The sequence below is a fragment of the Actinotalea sp. genome (genome assembly GCF_035443605.1).
Lineage (GTDB): Bacteria > Actinomycetota > Actinomycetes > Actinomycetales > Cellulomonadaceae > Actinotalea.
Genome location: NZ_DAORSQ010000016.1, coordinates 1 through 6,180 on the forward strand (window position 1 = coordinate 1; position 6,180 = coordinate 6,180).

Annotated in this window: 6 protein-coding genes and 2 pseudogenes; all 8 read right to left on the bottom strand. The window is 71.9% G+C overall.

The features are described from left to right. A pseudogene (locus PKY62_RS03220) lies at positions 1 to 333 on the bottom strand (3-dehydroquinate synthase); the annotation flags it as partial. Beyond that, on the bottom strand, positions 326 to 889 hold the full coding sequence (locus tag PKY62_RS03225) for a shikimate kinase (protein ID WP_324534797.1): 564 nt from the start codon (positions 887 to 889) through the stop codon (positions 326 to 328). The gene PKY62_RS03225 and the pseudogene PKY62_RS03220, both read right to left, overlap by 8 nt. Continuing rightward, positions 886 to 2,079 carry a chorismate synthase gene (gene aroC / locus PKY62_RS03230; RefSeq protein ID WP_324534799.1) on the bottom strand — a complete coding sequence of 398 codons (1,194 nt, stop codon included), beginning with the start codon at positions 2,077 to 2,079 and terminating at the stop codon, positions 886 to 888. Before aroC ends, PKY62_RS03225 begins: the two co-directional genes overlap by 4 nt. Before the next feature lie 85 nt (positions 2,080 to 2,164). Next, entirely contained in the window at positions 2,165 to 2,920 is a 756-nt protein-coding gene (locus tag PKY62_RS03235) for a type IV pilus inner membrane component PilO (protein ID WP_324534801.1), read from the bottom strand. 1 nt (position 2,921) lies between these two features. Beyond that, a complete protein-coding gene (locus PKY62_RS03240; RefSeq protein WP_324534803.1) occupies positions 2,922 to 3,605 on the bottom strand; it encodes a PilN domain-containing protein in 684 nt (227 codons plus the stop codon). Then, the gene (pilM, locus tag PKY62_RS03245) at positions 3,602 to 4,654 is read right to left on the bottom strand and encodes a type IV pilus assembly protein PilM (RefSeq protein ID WP_324534805.1); all 1,053 of its coding nucleotides are present in this window, start codon (positions 4,652 to 4,654) and stop codon (positions 3,602 to 3,604) included. Before pilM ends, PKY62_RS03240 begins: the two co-directional genes overlap by 4 nt. A gap of 84 nt (positions 4,655 to 4,738) precedes the next feature. Beyond that, positions 4,739 to 5,518 (bottom strand): prepilin peptidase, encoded by a 780-nt coding sequence (locus PKY62_RS03250; RefSeq protein WP_324534847.1) that lies wholly within the window; start codon positions 5,516 to 5,518, stop codon positions 4,739 to 4,741. 6 nt (positions 5,519 to 5,524) lie between these two features. Then, a pseudogene (locus PKY62_RS03255) lies at positions 5,525 to 6,180 on the bottom strand (hypothetical protein); the annotation flags it as partial.

Genomic DNA, 6,180 nt, shown 5'->3' on the forward strand with positions numbered 1-6,180 from the left:
GCGCGAGATGCCGGTGGTGATGTCCTGCTGCGAGCGGCTGCGCTGCTCCCAGTCGACCAGCGGCGCGATGAACATCGATTGCGACACATCGGGCGCGCCGGCAATCGCCAACCGCGCGCGCACCTCCGGCACCTCGGCGAGGAACGCCTGGTAGCCCTGCGCGACGAGGTCGTCGCGGACCGCCTCGGCGGAGGCCGTCAGCGCCCCGGGGTGGATGACGAGCACCTTGCGCACGCGAGGTCCGAGCAGCCCGGGCAGGGCGCCGAGCAGGTGCGAGCCGATGACGACGTCGTAGGGCTGGGCGCCGGCCACGCTCACGCGGGTCTCAGTCATCGGTGGGTCCTCCCGGCGCGGCCAGGGCCGCCTCGATCTCTGCGGCGACCTGGGCGGGGCGCCGCCCGTCCGTGTCGACGTGCAGCGTGGCCACAGCGGCGTAGACGGGCCTTCGCGCGTCCATGAGGGCCTGCCACTGCGCGCGCGGGTTGCCGAGCAGCAGCGGACGGGCCTGGTTGAAGCCGACCCGGGGTGCCGCATGGGCTAGGGAGACGTCGAGAAATGCCACGGCTCCCCCGCCCTCGACGTACCGCGCGAGGGCGGCCTGCGTGGCGGGGTCCAGCACCGCGCCACCGCCGAGGGCGAGCACGCCACGGTGGGCGGCCAGCGCCGCCGCCACGGCGTCGCGCTCCAGCGCGCGGAACGCGGGCTCGCCGTCCTGCACGAAGATGTCGCTGATCGATCGACCGGCGGTGCGCTCGACGTCCTCGTCCGTGTCGCGCGACGTCAGGCCCAGGCGCACGGCCAGGGCGCGCGCGACCGTCGACTTGCCCGAGCCGGGCGGCCCGACGAGCACGACGACGGGCCCGGGGCCGGCCTTCTCGGGTGCGCTCATCGCTGCAGCGGCGGGATCGCGTCGAGGTAGCCGGCCAGGTTGCGGGCCACCTCCGCGACGCTGTCCCCGCCGAACTTCTCCAGCACGGCCTCGGCGAGCACCAGCGCGACCATCGCCTCGGCGACCACCGCGGCGGGCGGCACGGCGCACACGTCCGAGCGCTGGTGCAGAGCCGTGGCGGGCTCCCCGCTCGCGACGTCGACGGTCGCGAGGGCGCGCGGCACCGTCGAGATGGGCTTCATCGCTGCCCGGACGCGCAGCACCTCGCCGTTGGACATGCCGCCCTCGACCCCGCCGGCGCGGTTGGTCCGGCGCCGGATGAGACCGGTCGCGGGGTCCCGGTCGATCTCGTCATGGGCCGCGGAGCCGCGTCGGGTGGCGGTGCGGAAGCCGTCGCCCACCTCTGCGCCCTTGATCGCCTGGATGCCGAGCAGCGCGGCGGCGAGCCGGGCGTCCAGCCGCCGGTCCCAGTGCGTGTAGCTGCCCAGGCCCGTCGGCACGTCGTAGGCCAGCACCTCGACGACGCCGCCGAGGGTGTCCCCCGCCTTCTGGCAGTCGTCGATCTCGGCGACCATCGCGGCCGACGTCGCGCCGTGGAAGCAGCGCACCGGGTCGGCGTCGAGCGCTGCGACGTCGTCGGGCGTCGGGAGCAGCGCGTCGTCGGGCACGCTCACCGGGCCGATCCCGACCACGTGCGAGACGAGGCGCACCCCGGCGGCCTGCTCGAGGAACCGCGCGGCGACGAGCCCGAGCGCCACGCGCGTGGCGGTCTCTCGCGCCGAGGCCCGCTCCAGCACCGGCCGCGCGTCGTCGAAGCCGTACTTGCGCATCCCGACGAGGTCCGCGTGCCCCGGGCGGGGCCGTGTCAGAGGTGCGTTGCGGGCACGCTCCAGCAGGGCCGGGTCCTCGACCGGGTCGGCCGCCATGACGTCGACCCACTTGGGCCACTCGGTGTTGCCGATCTCGATGGCCAGCGGCCCACCCTGGGTGAGGCCGTGGCGCAGGCCGGCGAGGATGCGGACCTCGTCCTGCTCGAAGCTCATCCGGGCGCCGCGGCCGTACCCCAGCCGACGCCGGGCGAGCGCCGCACGGACGTCGTCCGTCGTCACCTCGACCCCGGCGGGCAGCCCCTCGAGGATCCCCACCAGCGCGGGACCGTGCGACTCCCCGGACGTCAACCAGCGCAGCATGCCCCGATCCTTCCACGAGCCCGGACGCGACCCGGCCCGCGTCCGGGCAGCGGACGCGGGCCGAGGGGTGGTGCGGGTGGGAGGGTCAGCTGTCGGTCTCGCCCGATGTCCCGGTGTCCCCAGCGTCAGGAGCTGCAGCGTCCGTCGCCGCCGCGGTGTCCTGGAGCACGTAGATGACCCCGCTGATGGTGAACTCGGCATCGCCCTCGCGGGTCGCCGGCTTGCCGCCGGTCGCCTCGTTCTCCTCCTGACCCTCCGCGGTGAAGGCTGTGACGACGAACAGGCGAGCCATCCGTGTCTGGAGGCCCTCGACGAAGTCCACCGTCGCGTCGTACGAGCCGAGGACCGTGATCGACACGGGGATGGCCACCAGGCCGTCGACTCCCACCGGCTCGACCGGTGCGGGTGCGGGTGCCGCAGCCCCGTCCTCCGTCGCGGTGTCACTGGCCGGGGCCTCGTTCGTGGGGGCGACGTCGACCGGGGCCGCGGCGAAGAAGGTCTCGGGGATCGCCGGGGCCACGCCCACGATCGTCACGCCGGCACCGGTCGCCAACGTGTCCAGCTCCCGCAGGAGGGCAGGAAGGCCGTCCTCGACGGGCAGCTGCGTGCGGATGGTGGCGAGCTCGGCCCGATAGCTGGCCAGATCAGCGAACTGCTCCTTGAGTGTCGCCAGCCGACGGGTCTGGACCTCGTTCTGCGCGAGGGTGTCCTCCGTGCTCTGGCGTGCCTCGGCGATCGCGTCGACGTTGGGGCCGATGAGCAGGAACCACGCGCCGGCGAACAGGATCAGGGCCAGGAACGTGGTCCCGACCACCCAGGTGATGCGCTTGTTCGTCCCCATGTCAGCTCTCCTCCTCGACGAACCGGGCGGCGAACGCGGAGGCGGAGACCTGGACGGTGCCAGTCGTCTCGTAGTACACGAGACCCGCGGTCGAACCGCTCGAGCCCTCGCCCAGCAGCACCGACGAGACGTAGGCGTCCTGGAATCCCTCGACCCCCTCGAGACTCTCGATCCACGCGGCGGCGTCCGGGAGCTTCTCCGACCGTCCGACGAAGCTCAGGGTGCCGACCGACGAGGCCTGAAGGGGGCTCGTCGAGGCTTCGAGTGCCACCGACGGGGTGGTCCCGGTGTAGTCGATCCACGTGTAGACGACGCCCGCCGGTGCGGTCGTCATGAGAGCCGTGAGGTAAGGCTCCCAGAGGATCTCCGAGGAGCTGCCGAGCCGGCGCGCCGTGGTGGCGTCCTCCAGCGCACCGAGCACCTGCGGCACCTCGGCGTACTCCTGCTGCGCAGCGATGAGCCGTGCCGTCTCGTCCTGCGCGTCGGCCAGCTCGCCCCGCGCGCCGTCGAGCTGGAGCGAGACGACCGCGTACACCGCGACGATCAGGGCGACGACACCGACGAGTGCGAGGCCCAGCACCCGCTTCAGCGCGCGCAGGGTGCGGGAGGCACGGATCTCCGGAGGCAACAGGTTGACCTGTGGCAGCGGTGTTGCGCCGACGACCACGGACTTCTGCGCGCTCATGCGGCCACCCCCAGCGCCAGTCCGACGGCGATGGCGCAGTCGTGCTGGATCGCAGCCAGCGCGTCGCCCTGGGGTGCCGAGCGGGCCGTCTTGAAGCTCGCGAGCGGCTGACCCAGCGACACCGGCAGGCGGGTCGCGCTCGCGAGGTACTGCCCAAGGCCGGGCAGCTGGGCGCCGCCGCCGGTAAGGATGATGCCGTCGGCCGCGGCCCCCGGGTGGTTGCTCGCGTAGTACACCAGCGTGTTGCGCACCGAGTCGATGAGCGTGCTCGTCACCGAGTAGATCGACTCGGCGACGTGGGTCATCTCGGGGGCCACCTGGAAGCCGACGCCCAGCTCGCGCTTGATGCGCTCCGCGTCGGAGACCGAGACGTTCATCGCCGACGTGACGGCCTCGGTGACGTCCTGGCCGCCCGAGGGCAGCATGCGGATGAACTTCGGCATGCCGTTCGCCAGCACCACGACGGTCGTCGTGCGCCCACCCAGGTCGACGAGGGCCACGGTCCGCGCGGCCATCTCAGGTGTCAGCTGCGCACGCGTCAGCGCGAAAGCGCTGAGGTCGACCATGACGGGCCGCAGCCCTGCGGTCTCCACGGCGATGGTGTTGGCCTGGACGGTGTCCTTGGTGGCGGCGACGAGCAGCCCGGTGACGGCAGGCCCGTTGGGGCCGGCGTACTCGGCCGTGGGGTAGTAGTCGAGCAGCGCGTCCTCGACAGCTACCGGGAGCAGGTCTTGGACCTGGAAGGGCAGCGAGGAGCGGATCTGGGCCATCGGCATGGCGGGCATGTCGAGCTCCCGGACGAGCACCCGCTGGTTGCCGATCCCGATGTTGACCTCGCGGCTCGAGAACTTCGCCTGGCTCCACAGCTGGCGCAACGCGCTGGCGACGGTCTCCGGCTCGGCCACCTCACCGTCTCGGACGGCGCCGAGGGGCAAGGGGACCTGGCCGTAGCGCACCAGCGTGTGCCCCGACCTTCCTGACTGCTCGACCTCGGCACCCCGCACGAATGTCGTGCCGATGTCCAGGCCGATGACGGCTGACTTGGCCACTGCTCCTCCGAACGTCGTCTGCTTCCATCGCGTCTATCGGGTCACGGGCACGAGGTCTTGAGTGATCGGCCGGATGGAGACTCGTCAGGCCATGAGTGACAGGTAGGCGGCCCAGAGCGGCTCGCCCGCGACGAGCCCCACGGCTGCGCCCGCGAGCATCCACGGCCCGAACGGGATCCCGCTGCCGCGCTGGACCCGGCGCAGCACAAGCAGCGCGACGGCGAAGACTCCGCCGAGCAGGAAGGCTGCGAAGGCGCCGATGAGGACGGCACCCCAGCCGACCCAGCCGAGGTACAGGCCGAGCACCCCGGCGAGCTTGACGTCGCCGAAGCCCATCCCGGCCGGGTAGACGACGACGAGCAGGAAGTAGAACGCGAACAGCGCGGCCCCGGCGAGGACGCCCCGCACGAGGCCCGACCAGTCACCGGTCGACGCGGAGGCGGCACCCAGGAGCACGACGACCACGCCGTACGACGGCAGCACGATCGCGTCCGGCAGCCGATGCGTGTCGAGGTCGATGAGGGCGAGCGCGATCGCGATCGCGCACAGGTAGAGGAATGCCGGAAGGGCTGGGGTCATCCCCACCCAGGCGTAGGTGAGCACGAACCCGATCCCGGTGGCCGCCTCGACGAGCGGGTAGCGACGCGAGATCGGCTCCCGGCACCCCCGGCAGCGCCCCCGCAGCGCGAGCCACGAGAACACCGGGACGTTGTCCCGCGGTGCGATCACGGCGCCGCACCGCGGGCAGGCGCTAGGCGGGTTCACGACGGACTCGCCGCGCGGCACGCGCCAGATGACGACGTTGAGGAACGAGCCGATCGCGAGGCCCAGCGCGGCCACCAGGCCGTAGATGACGAGGTCCATCACGGGTCAGAGGTAGCTTCCGTCGGCGGCGAAGATCGGGCTGACCTCGATCCAGACGCTGACACCGTAGGTGGTCGTCACCGGCGAGAGGAACTTCGGCGGGGCGGTGTAGACGTAGCGGTCGTCGTAGACGTACTCCTTGGAGTAGCCGTTGGTTCCGCCGCGGACGACGCCACGGAACTTCTGCGCGATCGCCCCGTAGACCCGCAGCTCGCCGCGATCCCCGCCCTCGTCGTAGTTCTGCACCTGGAAGGTGTGGGCGACGGAAAGGATCGCCGCGTCGATCGTCCGGTTGTAGTCGGTCAGCAGACGGTTGTTCGAGCCGTTGGTGGGGTTCCAGACGAAGACGGCGTTGTTGCCGACCAGCCCGAGGATGTCCCGGTCGCGGTCCTCGTAAGCGAGGTTGCCGGTGATGTAGATGTAGTTCTCGGCTGCGACGGTCAGCTGACCCTCGAGCGTCCCCTGGACGAAGACGTCGCCCTTGCGGCACGCGTAGGCGGGGTTGGTCGACGTCGCCGCCTTGGGGGTGTCCTCCCTTGCCATCGGGAAGCCGATGCCGTTGCTGCCGTTGGCGCCCGTGGTGCAGGTGATACCGGTCGGCTTGGCCGTCGTCGCCCAGGTGTTCGGGTTGCCGGCCGTCGTCGGCACATCCTGGATGTAGA

Coding starts and splice junctions, on each gene's coding strand:
- PKY62_RS03225 (WP_324534797.1), bottom strand. CDS start 889: ATGAGCGCACCCGAGAAGGCCGGCCCCGGGCCCGTCGTCGTGCTCGTC.
- aroC (WP_324534799.1), bottom strand. CDS start 2,079: ATGCTGCGCTGGTTGACGTCCGGGGAGTCGCACGGTCCCGCGCTGGTG.
- PKY62_RS03235 (WP_324534801.1), bottom strand. CDS start 2,920: ATGGGGACGAACAAGCGCATCACCTGGGTGGTCGGGACCACGTTCCTG.
- PKY62_RS03240 (WP_324534803.1), bottom strand. CDS start 3,605: ATGAGCGCGCAGAAGTCCGTGGTCGTCGGCGCAACACCGCTGCCACAG.
- PKY62_RS03250 (WP_324534847.1), bottom strand. CDS start 5,518: ATGGACCTCGTCATCTACGGCCTGGTGGCCGCGCTGGGCCTCGCGATC.